The following is a 17,944-nucleotide window of genomic DNA, read 5'->3' as shown; positions in this document are numbered from 1 at the left end:
AGGCCGACAGGGCTGCGAACGGTAACTAAAACATAGAAAGTCAGTAGCATTTGATATTGACAATAATTCTCAATAAGTGTAGAATTTCTATGGACGCCGGAATATATGAGGTGCCCAGGCTTGCGATTGTGAGGCCTGGGTTTTCCGTTTTATAAAATAGGGGAAATACATTTGAAACGGCAGTCCGGAGGAGAACAGAATGAAATTGCACGAAGGCGAAATAGGTAAGACATATATTGTCTACAGCGTAATGGTGGATGACACGATTACGAGGCGGCTGGAGGCTCTCGGCGTCAACGAGATGACGCCGGTAACCCTGATGAATAAAAAAGGCAGTGGGACCGTGATTATAAAGGTAAGGGGTACCCGTCTGGCGTTAGGGCGCAGAATATCAGAGGGAATTGAGATCAGGGAGGCCGCAGACCATGAGTGATGAGAATAGGGTGATTAACGTAGGCTTCGTCGGAAATCCGAACTGTGGTAAGACAACGCTGTTCAACGCCTTCACAGGAGCAAAATTAAAGGTGGCAAACTGGCCCGGAGTTACGGTGGAGCGGGTGGAAGGTGAAACCAGCTATAAAGGACGGCCGATCCGTGTCATTGATACACCAGGAATCTATAGCCTGACTTCCTATACCATCGAGGAGAAAGTCACAAGAAAATGCATCGAGGATGGGGAAGTCGACGTCATCATCAATGTAGTGGATGCCTCTTCACTGGAACGAAATCTTTATCTGACCCTTCAGCTTCTGGAACTGAAGAAACCGGTAATCCTCGCTTTGAATATGATGGATATCGTGGAGGACCGCGGGATGGAAATCGATCTGCACCGCCTTCCTGAGATGCTGGGTTCCATTCCTGTCGTACCGGTATCGGCCAGAAAGCGTACCGGCCTGGATGTGCTGATGCACGCCGTGGTTCACCACTACGAGGAAGGTCCTCAGGGCACGGTAGTCAAGTATACCCCCCGGATCGAAAACAAGATTTCCAAGGTGGAGACGGTGCTTAAGGCCCACTATGGGGAGATGGACAATTTACGGTGGCATGCCATCAAGTTTATGGAATACGATGAGACCGTATGGAATGATCATCCGGTAGATTTAAATAACATCATTGATCATAATTACGAGAAAGAGATTATCAATCAGAAATACGATTACATAGAAGAGATTATAAAGGAGTGTCTGGTCAACAAGGAATCAAAGGCCGCATCGACCGATAAGATTGACGAGTTTTTAACGCATCCAATCTGGGGAATTCCTATTTTCTTAGGGATCATGGCAATGGTATTCTTTCTGACGTTCACGGTCGGTGATTTCTTAAAGGGATTTTTTGAAGTCGGTCTCGACTGGCTCTCGGGCAGTACGCTGTATTTCCTTCAGAATATTCATGCTTCGGAATGGATCACGTCCCTGGTTGTGGATGGTATTGTGGCCGGTGTTGGCGGAATTCTGACATTTTTGCCGAATATCTTTATCCTGTTTCTGGCGCTGGCCTTTCTGGAGGACAGCGGTTATATGGCCAGAGTTGCCTATGTCATGAATGAGACAATGGGGCGGGTAGGGCTTTCCGGCAAGGCATTTTTACCCATGCTGTTAGGCTTTGGATGCACCGTGCCTGCCGTCATGGCGGCCAGGGCTCTGCCGAGTGAAAAGGACAGAAGAAGAACCATTCTGATCACACCGTTTATGTCGTGTTCGGCCAGACTGCCCATTTACGTTCTGTTTGCGGAGATGTTTTTCCCGCGGCATGCGCTGATCGTGGCTTATTCCCTGTATCTGATCGGACTCGTCGTAGCCATAGCGGTAGCCCATGTGACGCACCGGATGTCAAAGGGCGGGGAAGAGGATACCCTGTTGATTGAGCTTCCCGAGTATAAGACGCCGAATATGCGCACGGTGTCCATCTATGTGTGGGATAAGGTAAAGGATTACTTAAGCAAGGCGGGGACCACCATATTCCTGGCTTCCATTGTCCTGTGGTTTGTGTTGAACAGCGGACCGTCCGGATTTGTGGAGGATGTTTCCAATAGCTTTGCCGCTATGATCGGGCGGGTTCTGGTGCCGGTTCTGAATCCTGCAGGCCTTGGGGACTGGAGAATCGCGGTGGCGCTGATATCCGGTCTGTCGGCGAAGGAGGTCGTGGTATCCAGCTTCTCCGTTCTGTTTGGAATTGGAAATATTAATTCGGCCGGAGGCATGAACCAGCTGTCTGGAGTTCTGTCTTCTATTGGCTTTAACGGGGTCAATGCTTATGCGCTGATGATTTTCTGCCTGCTGTATTCTCCGTGTATCGCTGCGGTGGCAACCATACGAAAAGAGACCGGTTCTACAAGATGGACTCTGGGAATGGTTCTGTTTCAGCTATTGACCGCATGGGGAGCCGCGGTGCTTGTGTTCCAGATTGGAAGCTTACTCTTTTAATTTCAAAAATAATTTGTAACGCCCGAACGGTAAGTTTGTTCGGGCGTTTTTCTATACAGATATGAAAAGAAATTAGGATTTAATCAGGAGCAGGACATGGCAAAAGCCGGTTTAAAGCAGCGAGTAACCCTTCTTTAACTGTTCCAGCAGAGAGGTGAAAAGGGACGGAAAATGGTCCGTTTCATCACCGTTTCCACTCAGATAACGGATGATGATGGTGGATATCTCCTCAATATAATCGGCACATCTGTGGAAACAATCCGCTGCTTCAATCCAGCCAGCCTGCCGCACCATACCGCCTTCCTCCTGCCGTACCATACCGCCTTCCTCCTGCCGTACCATACCACCTTCTTCCGACTGCACCATACCGCTTTCCTCCGACCAATCCGTTCCGATTTCGACAAGCATTTGGGCCATTTTGTCGAATGTTCCCCGGTAATGTATTTCATCCGGCTCCGCGATTCCCTTCAGCGCATTGGGAACTGTGGGAACGGTACCAAAAAATGTGACCATATTCAGCAGAATTTTGTCATACTCTTCTTTTGTCAGCTGTTTTTTCCAGTCGGGAAGCTCGCGGATCATCTTTTCAAGACCTTTGTATCCCAGGAAGGAAGCGGGCGGATTCAGAAAATGCTCCTTTTGAAGCGCCAGAGCTTCGGAGGCAATCTGGTTCCTGCTCCTTTTTTCCGTCATTCTGACCGTACAGATCGTATTTTCACTGCTTAATCCTGGATAACTGCAGTTCATACTGTTTTTCAGTTCGTCGTATCCCAGGGTGAGAAGCTGCGTCCGGCCGCAGTCATAGAGGCAGATGTGGCGCTGATCGTCGTCGTATCCTGTCATCAGTACGTAATGAAAGGGAATATGCTCCTTATGGTAAAGCTTTGGATAATAGGAGAGATAGTACATATCGAGAGCCCCCAATACGACGGGATGGCCTGCGTCGATTTCCTCTTTCGCCTTTTTCAGCGCCCGTTCAAAGGTGCTGTAGGAATGGTGTGCGTAGGTAAACCCTGCGATCGGTGCCAGAAATGCATACATGTGTTTTGTCCGGCCGTCGCCGAGGGCTACCATGCGTTTCAAGTCTGATTTGTCTGTTTTTCGGTAGCAGAAGGAGCCAAAGCCGGAGAGCAGAAAGAAAAATCCATCCGGGAGAGATTCTCCTGTTTCGTTCATATAGAGATCTTCGATTCCATTCCACATGCACTCATAGTCGTGGGAGTGGTGTTTCAGTTCAATGATTTGTTTCATAGTACACCTCGCTTTTCGTGATTCTGTTTATCTTGTTATCCTGATCTTAAACCATGACATTGTGATAGAGTCAAGAGGCTTTTGAGCATTTGTACGACCGGTTTATCTATTTTTAGACATATTTCTGTTTTTGTCTAAAAACCATCCAACTTAAATAAATTGTATAATTACAAAAAGGCAAAATGGTATTATTGTTAAGATCGTAAAGATTTGAAAAGGGTGATGGCTGTGAAGACGAGAAAAATAAGAGAGAAAAAACAGAAAAAGCGTTTTAGTATGGTTGATGTAATTGTACAGAAAGGCAGATGGATCGAGAAAATTTTTGCCATTGCGGTGATTCTTTCGGTGATATCTGCCTGTTTTGTGCATGTGAATTATGATTTGAGCGAATACCTGCCTGACTGGGCGCCTGCCAAGGAAGGCTTAAACCGGATGGAAGAGGAGTTCGGCTATCCGGGAACCGCCCGGGTGATGGTGGGGCCGGTGACGCTGTATGAAGCCAAGGCCTATAAGGACCGGATTGCGGAGATTGACGGCGTGGACATGGTTATGTGGGCGGATACGACGACAGATGTGTACAACGCCAATATCTTTATTAACTACGACGATATCCAGGATTACTATAAAGACGGCTATGCGGTGATGGATATCATTTTTGAGGAAGGCGATTCCAGCAGTTTGACGAAATCTGCCATCAATGAGATGCAGACCCTCACAGGAGATAAGGGCTATTTCATGGGCTCCGCAGTACAGAATAAGTCTTTAAATGAGACGCTGATGCGGGAAATCAGCATTGCCATGGCTCTCGGTGTGGTGATGATCGCGGTTATTTTATGCCTCACGACCACTTCGTGGTTTGAGCCGGTCATGTTTTTGATGGTCATGGGAATTGCCATTATTATCAATATGGGAACGAATCTGATTCTGGGGACCATATCATTTCTGACCTTCAGCGTGGCCTCGATTCTGCAGCTGGCCGTTGCCATGGATTACTCGGTGTTCCTGCTCGATATGTTTACGAAGGAGCGGGCCAAAGGAAATGATCCCGTTACCGCCATTACCAACGCAATACATAAGTCACTGCCCTCTATTCTTGCAAGCGGCGCCACCACCATTATCGGGTTCGTCGTACTGATGCTGATGCGTTTCAGTATCGGTAAAGACTTGGGCTTCGTTCTGGCGAAGGGAATTGTGGTCAGTCTGATTACCGTGCTGTTTCTGATGCCGTCGCTCCTGCTTCGCTGGGGAGACCGGATTAAACGGACGGAGCATAAGTCCTTTATGCCTTCCTTCCATGGTCTGGGACAGGTGGTCTACAGAGTGCGGTATGTGGTTCTGGGCGTTGTACTTCTATTTGTGGTTCCTGCATTTACAGCCCAGAATATGAATTCATTTACGTTTGGAAACAGCGCTCTCGGGTCCAGCCCCGGAACGAAGGTGTATGAGGACGAGCAGCAGATCAACGGGCGCTTCGGCAAGAGCAATCTGATTCTGGCCGTGGTGCCGAACACCAGCATGGTGAAAGAGAAGGATTTGACGGATGCGCTGGACGATCTGTATTACGTAAAATCGGTGACTTCCCTGGCGGGCACCATTCCGGAGGGAATACCGGAAAAAATTATTCCAAAGAGCGCAACGAGCCTGCTGCACACAGATAACTACAGCCGAATTATGATCTATGTAAAGACCTCGGATGAGAGCGATTTTGCTTTCCAGTGTGCCAATGAGATCACGTCCATTGTACGGAGCTATTATCCGGAGGACTCCTATATAACGGGAGTGATCCCTTCCACGCAGGATATCAAATCAATTATTACGGCGGACTACAATTTCGTCAACCTGTTGTCAATCCTCGGCGTGGGGCTGGTGGTTCTGATATCATTTAAATCGCTGATAATCCCGATTGTCGTCCTGATTCCTATCGAGGTGGCAGTCTTCTTCAACATGGCGGTTCCGTATTTTACAGGAGAAAGTATGTTGTATATGGGATATATTATCGTCAGCTGTCTGCAGCTGGGGGCTACGGTGGATTACTCGATTCTGATGACGAATAATTATATGGATGCGAGAAGAACGTATCCCGAAAAGGCGCGGGCGATCAAGCATACAGTATCGCGAAGTGCCCTTTCCATACTGACATCGGGGACGATTCTGACGATTGCGGGGTACGGCCTGTATTTCGTCTCCTCGGTGGCTGCTATTGGCGGTCTGGGTCATCTGATCGGACGCGGGGCATTGATCAGCGTCCTAATGGTACTGTTTCTGCTGCCCGTGCTCCTTACCTTAGCGGATCCGCTGCTGATGAAGGAAGAAGCTAAGAAAATTAAGATAGAGGAAACTCGCCAGGCGATGAAGCAGAAGAAACGGGAATTAAAGGAACAGATGAAGCAAAAAACGGTGCAGATGATGCAGGGGCAGCCAGAGAAAAAAATGGAAGCGGAGCAGATGGGACCGGTGAAGCAGGATAAGAAAATGGAAACGGAGCAGCCGTCAAAGAATATTGAGGATGAGGTGAAGGAAAATGAGAAATAGAAGAAAAATCAGATATAAAATTACCGCCGCCGCATTGATCAGCTCGATGCTCGGTATGTCCATGGCGGGCAGCGCTCTTGCGGGACCGCCCGCGGTTGCCACGGATGAGGCGCTGTATGTGAACCTGGATTATTACGGAAATCAGGTGGACAGCAGCGTAGTGAAGGGAGTTTCCTTAAACGGCCTTCGAACATTTACGGATTATGGAAATTATACAGATGTAACGAATATGTCCAATTACGCGGAACCGGTGATCAGCGGGGACGGAGTCACCTGGCAGCTGCCGGAGGACTCAAAGGAACGGTTTTACTACGAGTGCCAGCTGAACAACGACGAGGTGATTCTCCCATGGAATTTTGACGTGTCCTATAAACTAAATGGTATTCCAAAGGAAGCAAAGGACCTGGTCCATGCCAATGGACTGGTGGAAATGGATGTACACTGCATTCCCAATGAGAATGCAAAGGAGTACTACCGCAACAACATGCTTCTTCAGGTGGCGACCATGGTTAATATGGAAGATGTAAACGCTGTGGAGGCGCCAGGCTCTCAGACACAGGCATTAGGTACGTATAAGGTTGTGATTTTTGCCGCTGTCCCAGGGGAAGAGAAGACCTTTCACATCGGGATCAGCACGACGAATTTCGAGTCCATGGGCCTGATCATGATGATGATTCCCGGAACGCTGGACCAGATGAGCGAGATTACCGATATCAAAGAGGTAAAGGACACGGTAGGGGATTCCACGGATAAGCTGCTGGATGGTATGAATGAAATTCTGGATACCCTGGACCGGATCAGCGGCGGCATGAATGTGGCACAGGCGGGGCTGGAGGATTTGCAGAAGGCGAGAGCGGGGCTGGACGCGTCGAAGGACGAAATCATAGCCAACGCGGATAACAGCCTGGACAGTCTGGAAGCTGTCAATGAAAAAATCAGCCAGCTGGCTCCGGATATCAATACGAATAAGCAGTCCCTGGATGAAATCAACACGAGAATCAACGCCATCGTGAAAACTCTGAGAAGCTCCGGCAATGACTTCTTTGATCTGGCAGGAAAGCTCAGTGATCTGGAGGACTCTCTGGGGGATTTGCGGGATGATTTGAATAATTCCAACAGGGACGAGATTCTGGATCATCTGCAGATTGTAGACGATCAGCTGGAACAAATCAATGAAGTGCTTCAGAATATCATACAGACAGCCGGAGGCATCCCTGCAGAACTGGATGAGGAAGATCTGGCGGAGCAGCAGGAGACGCTGAGCGATTTGCTGGAGGAGACGTACGGAATTCTGGATGACATGGAGTCCGTTGTCGGCTCCGATGCCGTGGACCGCCTGCGCAGCCAGCTGGATGCGATTAACGGAAACGGCCTGGGAGACGCGGCCAGCCTTTCGAAGCTGGCGGCAGCGGCCAAGGCGCTTCTCCCTGTGGTTAACGGTCTTCAGGGCATGGTGAGCGATCTGGAGCGCACACTGTCTGGAATCCGCCTGGATGACGGCCTTGAGAGCAGCCAGGACGCGGCCGGGGAGATCAGCTCCATCATGGGCCGGATCGAGACCTTGATCGGCGATGTCAATGATTTAAACAGGACCGTCAATGAAGATAAAGCCGGTTTTGACCTGATGCTTGATGACATGGCCGCCTCCCTCGATCAGATGAGTTCCGGCACGAGCCAGGTGATCGCGCTTTTAAGAAGTGTGCAGAATACAGCAAAAGTCAACCGGAGCGCGGTGGAAAACGGTACAAAGCAGACACTTGACGGCCTGATTGATATTCTGGAAAAGGCTGCGGATACCAAGGGTACCAGCGACAAATTAAAGGATGCCAACGAGGACTTGAGAGCCAGTGTAAAGGATGAACTGGATAAGATCGAGGATGACACGAATCTGCTGGAAATTGACCCGTCTCAATCGATGATTTCCTTTACCTCGGATAAGAATCCGTCTCCGGCCAGCATTCAGATTATTCTGCGCACAGAGGAGATCAGCGAAGAAGATGTGAATACAAACGCGGTTGATATCGAACCGGTTCCGCAGAATGTCGGGCTGTGGCAGAGAATTGTAAATGTGTTTGTAAAAATATGGGATACGGTAACGGGATTTTTTCTTTAAGCTAATGGGTTTAGCATTTTGTTAAGGTATACTATATTAGGCGGTGAGGTGCTAAGGTGTTTACATTTGTATTATAATTATTTGTTGATAATAATGCTTTAATAACTAAATTAAGTCGTTTTTTAGTTTTTATACATATTTTTTCCCGATATATTTATTCTATTAAAGATTATGTTTCTACATATTTTGCAAGTTCATTGTTGTATAATGTTGCAAACAAAAAATGGAGATGCTATAATGAAAAAGAGAAGTGTAGAAATTAAAACAACAAACGAGAAAGACGTACAAAGGAGAATACATATGGCAACACAAATTGCAGCTACTCCTATTATTAGAGGGGAACAAGCAAAATCCATTTTAAAACAAATGGAACAAAAGCCTAATGAAGCGGCTAAATTAGGTGCGAAGAAAATTTTGGAACTTTTTGAGAAGAAGTAATTATGATTAAAACTTGTTTCGATAAGTTAAATGAGGACTATTCTACACTTCTCGATTCTTTTACATGTCAAGAAAGTAATGACTTTTTATCGAGTTTAGGTTTTAATAAAAAAGACCGAAAACGAATTAAATCACATAATAAAGATATAGAAGCTTTTTTGAAAAATGAAGCATTAATTGAACAATCAAAAAATTTAAATACGACCCATTTGCTATTATCTGAAACTAAAGATATTCTTATAGGTTTTATTTCTTTATGTAACGATTGTATCCCTTTAGAACTTGATGAAAAAGAAAGCTATGGTTTTACTTATACCACGATACCGGCTTTGAAAATTGCCAGATTAGCAATATCTTCCGAATATCAACATCAAGGATACGCTTCACTTTTAATACAATATGCAATTTATAATGCGATGAAAATACGTGAGTCAAGTGGATTGGCTTTTATTACAGCCGACTGCTACAAGCACCGATTGGATTTTTATTCAGGCAAATTAGGTTTTGTTATCAATCAGATTCAAGGAGAATCAAATGCTGATGATAAACCAATAAGTATAAGGTTGTATATTGATGATTATTTAGCGAAGATTGCAAGTTCTAATTAATCAAAATATGTATTAAGTATACCAAAAGGGAATACGAAGAACAACAGCTGATGACTAAAATCAATAGTCGTTGGCTGTTGTTCCATTTAGGAACCTACACCTCTATCAATCAGGTGCATATGAAGCAAGTTCCTATAATGGTGTTACAATCAGAAATCGCAATAGAAAATTCAAAGGAAAGAAAAGAGATTGTAACGCTTTATCATAGACACAGAACCAGGATAAATTCCCAGATCTATGTTTGCATTTTGTCAACAAGGTGTGTTTAATCAGCCGAACTAACTGAAATTGATCAACCCCGTAATCTGAAATTGTAAAAAAGATCATACTTGTTTTTTCATCTTGCCTTTTAATTCTTTAAATATATTCAATGCATCTATCATATATGGTATATAAATAAAACCAATTATTCTTCTGGCCTTTATATCAAATAGGCCAGAAAATTCATTAAAGAAGTAGTATAATAATGCACATATTATTATAATTAACGAAAGTACATGAATTACAAGATTTCTTCCTTTTGTTCCGTCAGAAGTATGTAAAAAAGATTAACTTTATCCTTCCAACCAGAAATCAATTTTAAGTCATACATAAATCCCTTATAGTAAATGGTAAAAAGACAAGAACATAAGTATCTGCAAAAATTCCCACACAAAAGTATTTATATTTAACTATATAATTTGTAAAGGAATCGTACTGACTTGTAATTGCAAAAATAGCGAGCGGCAGTCTCAACAACCAGGCACATAAAAATTGAGCGGTCATGAAATTCCAGCCGCCTATTTCTGAACTAAATATGTTGCCTTTTTCTACAGGTATATTTGGCTGATTTTTGGAAAAGTGTTTCGCTCTTTTGATTCCCTTATTGTATTCAAATTGATTTATATGCATACACCATGATATCAGTATAGAAAATGTGTACCATAAAAAAACAATACAGCCCCATTCGTCAGTGAAAAAATCTGTTTGCTAGATGATAAAAATATATGATATTAGAAAATCTACACCTTGAGTCCTAAAAAAGTCTTAAAATGTTTTCTTCTAGTATTCTTATCCTTTTTACAAAATTTATATACCCTATATTCCATGTGGCGCCTATCTCCTCAATGAAAACAAAGATCATTTACAATTTCAGTTTTCTAGTCCTAAAAACTGCAATTTACCCTACAGCGTTTATAAATAAAGGTAACATATTTATATGTATCCAAATCTATCATAGTCCAAAGCTTTTCGCATTATTCTGTTTAATTGTTATCAATGCGACAGCCTTATCTACTACTTTAAAATTTATTTTATGGAAGTGTTGTTAGTAAATTATTAGGCTACACAGATATTAATACAACATATAAAATGTATATACATGTGGTCGATGGACAGATGAATGAAGCAATAGATTTGATGCCGAGAGTTTGACAAACATTGACACTCAAACAATCAGAAAAACAGAATAGACTAGAATGTACCAGTAAAAACAGTAGATTCTGGGAAATACCGCCCCCCCAAAAAAAAAATGTCCGAAAACCACTGCATTTACAGGGGTTTCAGACATTTTTCGAAAAATAATAATTTAGTGCACCTGATAGGAATCGAACCTACGCACGCAGCTCCGGAGGCCACTGCTCTATCCACTGAGCTACAGATGCATCTTTCATATTCTACTATATTTTCTTATGAATTGCAAGACTATTTTTATTGATTTTTATATCATAGTTTGTTAGAATAAAACGGAGATTGAATCTCCAGGAGGTTAAGGCCCGTATGAAGGACTTGTTAGAAAACTTAAAAAAACGTCTTGCAGATGAAGAAACCATCCGATATTTAAAGTTTATGGTGATTCCGCTTGTTGTGATTATCCTGATTATTGTGATCGTTGTGGCGGACAGGCCGCAGGGGGAAGAGGGAGAATCGACGGAAGCTGTTTCACAGATCGAAATCGGAACGGCGGAAGCGACAGAAGAAGAGAAGACAGGGGACACAGAGGACACCGCATATCATCTGGAAGAGGCAGGGGAAGAGATCCGCAGCCTGATGGAGGCTTATTTTAAGGCGAGAAGGACCTGCGATATCAATGGTCTTGCAGAGGTATACGGAGACAGCGCTTCACCGGAGGAACTGAGAGAAGAAGGCCTTCGTATGGAGGAAGAAGTAAAATACTATCAGAGTTATAACGATATTGCCTGCTACAGCGTGAACGGCCCTGAGGAAAATACCCTGGTGGTCTATACCAGGTTTCAGATCAAGTTCCGTCAGTCTGATACCATGGCACCGAGCCTGTTTTCCTGCTTTGTGAAGCGGGGAGCGGACGGAAGCTGGCATATGATGGCGGAAGTCACTCCGGAGGAAGGGGCGTACATGGCCAAAGTAAACGAGTCGGAGGCCGTGCAGAGTATGGCGGAAGAAGTCAATGTCGGCCTGCGCACCGCACTGGAAACGGATTCCAACCTTCTGGCTGTCTATCAGGCACTGATGAGCGGAGACGAAGTAGAAGCTTCCGGAAATGAAGTGACGGTAAACGGAGACTAAACGTCCGGAAACGAATGACAAAACATACATAACAACAGATGCTTCTCTGCGTGGCACCGTGCAGGGAAGCATTTTGAGATTAAGGAGAAGAGACATGAATGTAAAAGATTTTGATTTTGAACTGCCGCAGGAGCTGATTGCGCAGGACCCGCTGGAGGACCGTTCGTCTTCCCGGCTTCTGGTTCTCGATAAAAAGACGGGAGAAATCGAACACCGGACGTTCCGCGATATCCTCTCTTATTTGAGGAAGGGAGACTGCCTTGTCATCAACGACACGAAAGTCATCCCGGCCAGACTGTTCGGCGTGAAGGAAGGAACCGAGGCGAAGATCGAGATCCTGCTCTTAAAAAGACGGGAGAATGACATCTGGGAGACGCTGGTGAAGCCTGGAAAAAAGGCGAAGATCGGCACGGTGATTACCTTTGGCGACGGGCTGCTGACGGGCACGGTGGTGGATATTGTAGAGGAAGGAAACCGGCTGATACAGTTTTCCTACGAGGGGATTTTCGAGGAGATTCTCGACAGGCTGGGCCAGATGCCGCTTCCGCCGTATATCACTCACCAGCTTAAGGACCAGACCCGCTATCAGACCGTTTACGCAAAGCATGAAGGATCGGCAGCAGCCCCTACGGCGGGACTCCACTTCACAAAGGACCTGCTGGCGGAGATCGAGGCTATGGGAGTCGCGATCGCCCATGTAACGCTTCATGTAGGGCTCGGCACATTCCGGCCGGTCAAAGTGGATGAGATCGAGGAGCACCACATGCATTCCGAATTCTATATTGTGGACGAGGCGGAAGCGAAGAAGGTAAACGATACGAAGAAGAACGGAGGGCGGATTGTCTGCGTAGGAACCACCAGCTGCCGTACTGTCGAGTCTGCTTCCACGGACGACGGCGTGCTGAAGGCGGGGAGCGGATGGACGGAGATCTTTATCTATCCGGGATACCGCTTTAAGACGCTGGACTGCCTGATAACCAATTTCCATCTTCCGGAATCCACACTCGTCATGCTGGTTTCGGCTCTGGCAGGCAGAGAGCACGTGTTGAACGCATATGAGGAAGCCATCAGAGAGCGCTATCGTTTCTTTAGTTTTGGAGATGCCATGTTTATCACCGATCTTCACGAGGGAGCGGTTCCCGATGTTGGAGAGCAGAACGGTGATGGAGATCAGGCCGGTGATGGAGATCAGGTCGGTAACGAGACTGGGGAAAGGACGGAAAAATGAAATCAGCAGAAGATTTGAGACAATTTCTCCGCTCCGTTGACCGGAAGGGATATCCCGCCTACAAGGGAGCAAAGGGTGTTTACCAGTTTCCGGACTTTACCTTAAGCATCGACCATGTGCAGGGCGACCCGTTTGCGTCGCCGTCCAGGGTCAGCATCCGGGTGGAGGGAAAGAAAGCCTGTTTTCCGGCAGAGTCCTATCACCTGAGTCATAAAAGGGTGGCGCTGCAGGACCTGCTGCTTCGTAAATTCGCCGCCAAGGTGGAACGGTACAATTTTAAGGCGAGAGGTTCGGGAAAGAGCGGGCTGATCGCAGTCAGCCGGTGCGGCCAGGAGATTCTGGAGAGAACCGCGTGTGTGGCAGAACCGGAGGATGGAGGCATTTTGATCCGAATGGAAGTCGGATTTCCGGCAAACGGAAGGACGATCAATTCCGGGGAACTGATTAAGATTCTGTTTGAATTTCTGCCGGAGTGCGTGGCGGGCACGTGTTTTTATAAAACCTATCCGGCTGCAGAGAAGGAGAAGGTGAAAAAAGTCTCTGAACTGGCGGAGGACCAGGAGGAAGCGAGACGGCTGCTTTCTGCCATGGGACTCACCGCGTTTGTGGCGAACGGATCTATTTTGCCTAGGGAATCCGGGGTATCGGACCGGCCGATGGCGAAGGCGGTTCCATTTACGTCCCCATCTTCGATGGAAGTAGTGATGAAGCTTCCTCATGCAGGGGCGATTAAGGGGATGGGCATCCCCAGGGGTGTAACTCTGATCGTGGGCGGAGGCTACCACGGCAAATCCACGCTTCTCTCAGCCCTCGAGTCGGGCGTGTACAATCATATCGCCGGAGATGGCAGGGAGTATGTCGTCACGGAAGCGTCGGCGGTGAAACTGCGCGCAGAGGATGGACGGAGCGTCAAGAACGTGGATATCTCCCTGTTCATAAAGAATCTTCCGGATCGGAGGGATACGAAAAGGTTCTGCACCGAGGACGCCAGCGGAAGTACGTCGCAGGCGGCCGGTGTGGTGGAAGCGATGGAGAGCGGAGCAAAGACATTTCTGGTGGACGAGGATACCAGTGCGACCAATTTCATGATACGTGACGAGCTGATGCAGATGGTGGTGCACCGGGAGCAGGAACCGATCACTCCATTTGTAGAGCGGGTCCGGGCGCTTTATGACGAGCAGGGAATCTCCACGATTCTGGTAGCCGGAAGCTCGGGCGCCTATTTCCATGTGGCGGACCGTGTCATACAGATGGACTGCTATGTGCCGAAGGAAGTGACCAAAGAGGCGAAGGAGGCCGCTGCCGGGTTCGGAGAAGGCGTCCAGTCGCTTAAATTAACTCCGGTTTCCTTTGAACGGGTACCGAAGAAGTTTAAGACCGGAGGCAGGGACGAACGGTTTAAAATGAAGGTTCTGGGCCGTGACAGCTTGCAGTTTGACCGGGATGTGGTGGAACTTCGTTTTGTGGAACAGATTGCGGATACGGAGCAGATCGCGGCTCTGGGATATCTGTTAAAATATGCGGGAACGCATTTCATAGATGGCAGGCGGAATCTGATTCAGATCGTGGACCTGCTGGAAAAGAAGGTTGCGGCGGAGGGCCTTGCGGCACTGGCGGAAGACGGATATCTGCCGGTTAATTTATGTATGCCGAGGCGTCAGGAGATATTTGCCTGCATCAATCGCTGCCGCAGTCTGATGTTTTAGGGAACAGGCGGTTAGCTGGATTAGCAAAGGGGTCAGTCATGGAAGAAAAAAAACATCTGGTTGGGGGGATTTCCAGAAAGACGCTGGAACGCCTTCCTGCGTATCATCATTACCTGGAGCGCAGAGATTCCGAGGGACTTGTCAATATTTCCGCACCGGTGATTGCGCTGGATCTGCAGCTGAATGAGGTTCAGGTCCGAAAGGATATCGCTATGGTGGCGCGTTCGGCGGGGAAGCCGAAGACGGGTTACGTAGTTAAGGATTTGATCGATGACATTGAGGAATTTCTGGGGTACCATAATACGAATCAGGCCGTCCTGGTGGGCGCAGGTTCCCTTGGAAAGGCGCTTTTATCGTACCGCGGGTTTGAGCAGTACGGCGTGGAGATCGTCATGGCTTTTGACGGAGACGCCAAAAAGGCAGAGCAGAAGGTCGGGGAAAAGATGATTCTTCCCATGGAGAAACTGGAAAATCTCTGCCGGAGAATGAATATCCATATCGGCATTATCACAGTTCCGGCGGATTCTGCGCAGGAGGTGTGTGACAGGCTGGTGGACGGAGGTGTGAGAGCCATCTGGAATTTCGCGCCGATTCATCTGAATGTACCGGATCATGTACTGGTTCAGAATGAGAATATGGCCGTGTCTCTGGCGGCACTGTCAAAATATCTCTACGAAACGGATAAGGATGCAGTGAGGGGGAATGGTGTTTGAATACTGTATTGCTGCAATATGCCGTGGAGGTTGAAAAGACCGGATCCATCACTCAGGCGGCCGGAAATCTCTACATGGACCAGCCGAATTTGAGCAAGGCCATAAAGACGCTGGAGGAAAGCCTGGGAGCGCCCATTTTCAAGCGGACGCTCAAGGGGGTCGTCCCTACGGCCAGAGGCAGGATCTTTCTGGAATATGCGAGAAATGTGCTGGCTCAGTTAGAGGAGATGGAGGCGCTTTATAAGCCTGCGAAGGCAGGCGGTGTGGAGTTCGCCCTGTCCATGCCCCGGGCCAGCTATATCAGCTATGCATTTTCCCTGTTTGTGAAGCGGATTGACCGGAAGGAAGGCATGAATCTGTGGCTTCGGGAGACGAATTCCGCCGATACTCTGCGTGATGTGGACCGTGGGGAGTATAAACTGGGGATCATCCGCTACAAGCCGTCCGCAGAGGCATATTACGCCAAGCAGGCTGCGGAATGCGGGCTGAAGACGGAGCTTTTGCTGGAATACGATGAACGCCTCCTGATGTCGCAGGCCCATCCCCTGGCCTTAGCCGGCCACATAGAGCCAGGCGATCTGCTGCCCTATATCGAGATCACACACGGAGACGGCAGTACTTCCGGCCATCGGGAATTTAAGGCGGCGGACAGCCCGCCGGCCAACAGGATCTATATCTTCGAGAGAGGGACCCAGATGGGGCTTCTCCATGAGAACAGCGATACCTATATGTGGGTATCCCCCATGCCGCCGCCTGTCTTAAGGCAGCACGGACTGACCGAGAGGCCGTGTGCAGACGGAAATCACCGGTACCGCGATGTCCTCGTCTACAGAAATGGTTATAAGATGGGGAAATGGGAACGGCTGTTTCTGGAAGAGCTGGAGCAGGTAAAGGCAGGCCTGATGGGTAAAATTTAATCAGTATCTATATATCGATATTTATATACTGATATATGGGAATTTACATTTGTATTTTTTCCTCCCTGAGTCTACAATAAGATCAGCATAAAAATATGGCGAGGAGGATTTTACTATGGCAAGATTCACATTACCTAGAGATCTGTATCATGGAAAAGGAGCCCTTGAAGAGCTTAAGAATTTAAAGGGAAATAAGGCAATCGTGGTAGTAGGCGGCGGCTCTATGAAGCGTTTTGGCTTTCTCGATAGAGTAATCGACTATTTAAAAGAAGCCGGCCTGGAAGTGAAATTATTTGAAGGTGTGGAACCGGATCCCAGCGTGGATACCGTTATGAAGGGCGCTGAGATGATGCGCGAGTTCGGTCCGGACTGGATCGTGGCGATCGGCGGAGGTTCTCCGATTGATGCGGCCAAGGCGATGTGGGCATTCTATGAATATCCGGATACCACATTCGAAGATCTGTGCATTCCGTTTAACTTCCCGACACTCCGTACAAAGGCAAGATTCTGTGCGATTCCGTCAACCTCTGGTACTGCTACCGAGGTAACGGCATTCAGCGTAATTACGGATTACAACAAGGGTATCAAATATCCGCTGGCTGATTTCAACATCACTCCGGACGTAGCGATTGTTGATCCGGATCTGGCTGAGACGATGCCGGCCAAGCTGACCGCGTTTACCGGTATGGATGCCATGACACACGCTATCGAAGCGTATGTGTCCACGCTCCACTGTGATTATACCGATCCGCTGGCGCTTCATGCCATCAAGATGATACATAACGACTTAATCGATTCCTATAATGGAGACATGGCTGCCCGTGACCGCATGCATAATGCACAGTGTCTGGCAGGAATGGCATTCTCCAACGCGCTTCTGGGCATTGTTCATTCCATGGCCCATAAGACGGGCGCCGCATATTCCGGCGGCCACATCGTACATGGATGTGCCAATGCCATGTATCTTCCTAAAGTAATCAAGTTTAACGCGAAAGAACCGGAAGCGGCAAAGCGTTACGCTGAGATTGCACGTTTCATTGACCTCAAAGGTTCCACCGATGAGGAGCTTGTAGATGCGCTGATCGCAGAACTGCGCGGGATGAATGAGAAGCTGAATATTCCAACCTGCATCAAAGAGTACGAAGGCGGAATCATAGACGAGACAGAATTCAATGAAAAATTACCGTCAGTAGCAGAGCTGGCAGTCGGTGATGCATGCACCGGGTCCAATCCGAGACCGATTACACCGGCCGAAATGGAGAAGCTGTTAACCTGTTGTTACTATGATAAAGAAGTTGATTTTTAACCTTTATTTATCAATGCAATGTGTGCCGGGGGCGCAGGATCGTATGGTCCTGCGCCTCTGGTGCGTGAAAAAGGTTACAGTTTACAGCCCTGCCGATCTCTGCTTCCCGGTCTGCCCCGGCTGGCTTATGGGTGGTTTCCAGTTCCGGTTTCGGGGATAAGCACTTCTAAACGTGCAGAATTTTTC

General features: G+C 47.4%; 13 protein-coding genes and 1 tRNA gene. 12 read left to right on the top strand and 2 right to left on the bottom strand.

Annotated features, from left to right (window positions below; all coding sequences use genetic code 11):
- The first annotated feature begins 199 nt into the window (after positions 1 to 199).
- Positions 200 to 433: a FeoA family protein gene (locus ACLTD4_RS00985; protein WP_002602399.1), complete on the top strand. Its 234-nt coding sequence runs from the start codon at positions 200 to 202 to the stop codon at positions 431 to 433.
- The gene (feoB, locus tag ACLTD4_RS00980) at positions 426 to 2,423 is read left to right on the top strand and encodes a ferrous iron transport protein B (protein WP_117621355.1); all 1,998 of its coding nucleotides are present in this window, start codon (positions 426 to 428) and stop codon (positions 2,421 to 2,423) included. The genes ACLTD4_RS00985 and feoB overlap by 8 nt, the downstream gene beginning before the upstream one ends.
- Before the next feature lie 111 nt (positions 2,424 to 2,534).
- Here the strand turns inward: feoB and ACLTD4_RS00975 are convergent, their stop codons facing one another.
- Positions 2,535 to 3,674, bottom strand: a complete 1,140-nt coding sequence (locus tag ACLTD4_RS00975; RefSeq protein ID WP_117621354.1) for a BtrH N-terminal domain-containing protein — start codon at positions 3,672 to 3,674, stop codon at positions 2,535 to 2,537.
- Positions 3,675 to 3,896: 222 nt separating this feature from the next.
- Between ACLTD4_RS00975 and ACLTD4_RS00970 the strand changes: the two genes are divergently transcribed.
- The 4 genes from ACLTD4_RS00970 (at position 3,897) to ACLTD4_RS00955 (ending at position 9,365) form a co-directional block, all read left to right on the top strand.
- Positions 3,897 to 6,206, top strand: a complete 2,310-nt coding sequence (locus ACLTD4_RS00970) for an efflux RND transporter permease subunit (protein ID WP_055654068.1) — start codon at positions 3,897 to 3,899, stop codon at positions 6,204 to 6,206.
- Positions 6,196 to 8,319, top strand: coding sequence for a hypothetical protein (locus tag ACLTD4_RS00965; RefSeq protein ID WP_117621353.1), 2,124 nt, complete (start codon positions 6,196 to 6,198; stop codon positions 8,317 to 8,319). Before ACLTD4_RS00970 ends, ACLTD4_RS00965 begins: the two co-directional genes overlap by 11 nt.
- A 237-nt stretch (positions 8,320 to 8,556) precedes the next feature.
- Positions 8,557 to 8,757 carry a hypothetical protein gene (locus ACLTD4_RS00960; protein WP_117621352.1) on the top strand — a complete coding sequence of 67 codons (201 nt, stop codon included), beginning with the start codon at positions 8,557 to 8,559 and terminating at the stop codon, positions 8,755 to 8,757.
- Between the two features lie 2 nt (positions 8,758 to 8,759).
- Positions 8,760 to 9,365, top strand: coding sequence for a GNAT family N-acetyltransferase (locus ACLTD4_RS00955; RefSeq protein WP_117621351.1), 606 nt, complete (start codon positions 8,760 to 8,762; stop codon positions 9,363 to 9,365).
- A 1,571-nt stretch (positions 9,366 to 10,936) separates the two neighbouring features.
- Here the strand turns inward: ACLTD4_RS00955 and ACLTD4_RS00950 are convergent.
- A tRNA-Arg gene (locus tag ACLTD4_RS00950) sits at positions 10,937 to 11,008 on the bottom strand.
- A 115-nt stretch (positions 11,009 to 11,123) separates the two neighbouring features.
- Here ACLTD4_RS00950 and ACLTD4_RS00945 point away from each other — a divergent pair.
- From ACLTD4_RS00945 to ACLTD4_RS00920, 6 genes are all read left to right on the top strand, one after another.
- Complete coding sequence (locus tag ACLTD4_RS00945; RefSeq protein ID WP_081034187.1) at positions 11,124 to 11,888, top strand: hypothetical protein; 765 nt, start codon at positions 11,124 to 11,126, stop codon at positions 11,886 to 11,888.
- Between the two features lie 94 nt (positions 11,889 to 11,982).
- Positions 11,983 to 13,116, top strand: a complete 1,134-nt coding sequence (gene queA / locus ACLTD4_RS00940) for a tRNA preQ1(34) S-adenosylmethionine ribosyltransferase-isomerase QueA (RefSeq protein ID WP_117621350.1) — start codon at positions 11,983 to 11,985, stop codon at positions 13,114 to 13,116.
- On the top strand, positions 13,113 to 14,822 hold the full coding sequence (locus ACLTD4_RS00935) for an ABC-ATPase domain-containing protein (RefSeq protein ID WP_117621349.1): 1,710 nt from the start codon (positions 13,113 to 13,115) through the stop codon (positions 14,820 to 14,822). Before queA ends, ACLTD4_RS00935 begins: the two co-directional genes overlap by 4 nt.
- Positions 14,823 to 14,860: 38 nt before the next feature.
- The gene (locus ACLTD4_RS00930; RefSeq protein ID WP_117621348.1) at positions 14,861 to 15,535 is read left to right on the top strand and encodes a redox-sensing transcriptional repressor Rex; all 675 of its coding nucleotides are present in this window, start codon (positions 14,861 to 14,863) and stop codon (positions 15,533 to 15,535) included.
- On the top strand, positions 15,532 to 16,452 hold the full coding sequence (locus ACLTD4_RS00925) for a LysR family transcriptional regulator (RefSeq protein ID WP_412331076.1): 921 nt from the start codon (positions 15,532 to 15,534) through the stop codon (positions 16,450 to 16,452). The genes ACLTD4_RS00930 and ACLTD4_RS00925 overlap by 4 nt, the downstream gene beginning before the upstream one ends.
- A 115-nt stretch (positions 16,453 to 16,567) precedes the next feature.
- A complete protein-coding gene (locus ACLTD4_RS00920; protein ID WP_055654058.1) occupies positions 16,568 to 17,758 on the top strand; it encodes an iron-containing alcohol dehydrogenase in 1,191 nt (396 codons plus the stop codon).
- The last annotated feature ends 186 nt before the right edge of the window (positions 17,759 to 17,944 follow it).

This window comes from Hungatella sp. (assembly GCF_046966825.1).
Note: the sequence above shows the minus strand (reverse complement) of the source record. Positions and strands in the feature narration are given on the sequence as shown.

Coding starts and splice junctions, on each gene's coding strand:
- feoB (WP_117621355.1), top strand. CDS start 426: ATGAGTGATGAGAATAGGGTGATTAACGTAGGCTTCGTCGGAAATCCG.
- queA (WP_117621350.1), top strand. CDS start 11,983: ATGAATGTAAAAGATTTTGATTTTGAACTGCCGCAGGAGCTGATTGCG.
- ACLTD4_RS00960 (WP_117621352.1), top strand. CDS start 8,557: ATGAAAAAGAGAAGTGTAGAAATTAAAACAACAAACGAGAAAGACGTA.
- ACLTD4_RS00955 (WP_117621351.1), top strand. CDS start 8,760: ATGATTAAAACTTGTTTCGATAAGTTAAATGAGGACTATTCTACACTT.
- ACLTD4_RS00965 (WP_117621353.1), top strand. CDS start 6,196: ATGAGAAATAGAAGAAAAATCAGATATAAAATTACCGCCGCCGCATTG.
- ACLTD4_RS00920 (WP_055654058.1), top strand. CDS start 16,568: ATGGCAAGATTCACATTACCTAGAGATCTGTATCATGGAAAAGGAGCC.
- ACLTD4_RS00985 (WP_002602399.1), top strand. CDS start 200: ATGAAATTGCACGAAGGCGAAATAGGTAAGACATATATTGTCTACAGC.
- ACLTD4_RS00970 (WP_055654068.1), top strand. CDS start 3,897: ATGGCTGTGAAGACGAGAAAAATAAGAGAGAAAAAACAGAAAAAGCGT.
- ACLTD4_RS00945 (WP_081034187.1), top strand. CDS start 11,124: ATGAAGGACTTGTTAGAAAACTTAAAAAAACGTCTTGCAGATGAAGAA.
- ACLTD4_RS00975 (WP_117621354.1), bottom strand. CDS start 3,674: ATGAAACAAATCATTGAACTGAAACACCACTCCCACGACTATGAGTGC.
- ACLTD4_RS00935 (WP_117621349.1), top strand. CDS start 13,113: ATGAAATCAGCAGAAGATTTGAGACAATTTCTCCGCTCCGTTGACCGG.
- ACLTD4_RS00930 (WP_117621348.1), top strand. CDS start 14,861: ATGGAAGAAAAAAAACATCTGGTTGGGGGGATTTCCAGAAAGACGCTG.